The 1,634-nt window shown below is 40.9% G+C and carries 1 protein-coding gene; it reads right to left on the bottom strand.

Annotation, left to right across the window (positions count from 1 at the left end; genetic code table 11):
* On the bottom strand, positions 1–1,634 hold a 1,634-nt coding region (locus CHB67_RS17295; RefSeq protein ID WP_449405333.1), incomplete at both ends, for an HYR-like domain-containing protein.

The following is a 1,634-nucleotide window of genomic DNA, read 5'->3' as shown; positions in this document are numbered from 1 at the left end:
CCTGTTGCTGCTGAACTGTAGTCTGATGTACATTCTACGGTAATAGCTGCTGGTACGGTTAATGTTGGTGGTGTCGTATCTTCTATAGTAATCACCTGATCTGCTGCTGTTTCATTTCCACAAGCATCTGTTGCTGTCCAAGTTCTTGTAATTACCATTGAATTTCCACACCCTGCTACTGAACTGTCTGACTCTGTAATTACTACATCGCCACAAGTATCTGTTGCGGTTGCCATTCCTGTTGCTGCTGAACTGTAGTCTGATGTACATTCTACGGTAATAGCTGCTGGTACGGTTAATGTTGGTGGTGTCGTATCTTCTATAGTAATCACTTGATTTGCTGCTGTTTCATTTCCACAAGCATCTGTTGCTGTCCAAGTTCTTGTAATCACCATTGAATTTCCACACCCTGCTACTGAACTATCTGACTCTGTAATTACTACATCGCCACAAGTATCTGTTGCGGTTGCCATTCCTGTAGCTGCTGAACTGTAGTCTGATGTACATTCTACGGTAATAGCTGCTGGTACGGTTAATGTTGGTGGTGTCGTATCTTCTATAGTAATCACTTGATTTGCTGCTGTTTCATTTCCACAAGCATCTGTTGCTGTCCAAGTTCTTGTAATCACCATTGAATTTCCACACCCTGCTACTGAACTATCTGACTCTGTAATTACTACATCGCCACAAGTATCTGTTGCGGTTGCCATTCCTGTTGCTGCTGAACTGTAGTCTGATGTACATTCTACGGTAATAGCTGCTGGTACGGTTAATGTTGGTGGTGTCGTATCTTCTATAGTAATCACCTGATCTGCTGCTGTTTCATTTCCACAAGCATCTGTTGCTGTCCAAGTTCTTGTAATCACCATTGAATTTCCACACCCTGCTACTGAACTATCTGACTCTGTAATTACTACATCGCCACAAGTATCTGTTGCGGTTGCCATTCCTGTAGCTGCAGGTAAAGTACTGTCTGTACATTCTACTGTTACATTTACTGGAGCTGTGATGGTTGGTGGTGTGGTATCTTCTATAGTAAAAGTTTGATTTTGATTATTTGTTAATCCACAATCATCTGTTGCTGTAAAAGTTACAATTATGCTATTGTTACACCCTGAAGCCAACCATTGACCTTCTGTATAAGTCATGTTAACATTTCCAAAAATATCTGATGCCGTAATTCCTGCATAGTTATCTCTCCATGCTATATAAGCTGCATTTAATGATGGGTCTGCTCCTGAACATTCTGAAGCACTATCTGCCCCTCCTGCTAAAACTGGTGGTGTAGCATCTGTGATGGTGAATGTATGATCTTGACTTACTGTATTATTACAAGCATCTGTTGCTGTAAATATAACTATTATACTATTTCCACAACTAGATGTTGCCCAATTTCCTTCAGTATAAGTAATTACTGCAATACTGCAGTTGTCTGTAGCTGCTATACCTGCATAATTATCTCTCCAGGCTATATAAGTAGCATTTATTGAAGGATCTGGCCCTGTACTTTCTGAGAATCCGTTTACCCCGCCTGCTAATGTTGGTGGCGTGGTATCTTCAACTGTGATCGTTTGAACTGCCGTAGCTTCATTTAAACAGTCGTCTGTTGCTTTCCAAGTACGTGTGATTGTTTT

It is taken from the genome of Lutibacter agarilyticus (genome assembly GCF_900188235.1).
Classification (GTDB): Bacteria; Bacteroidota; Bacteroidia; order Flavobacteriales; family Flavobacteriaceae; genus Lutibacter; species Lutibacter agarilyticus.
Note: the sequence above shows the minus strand (reverse complement) of the source record. Positions and strands in the feature narration are given on the sequence as shown.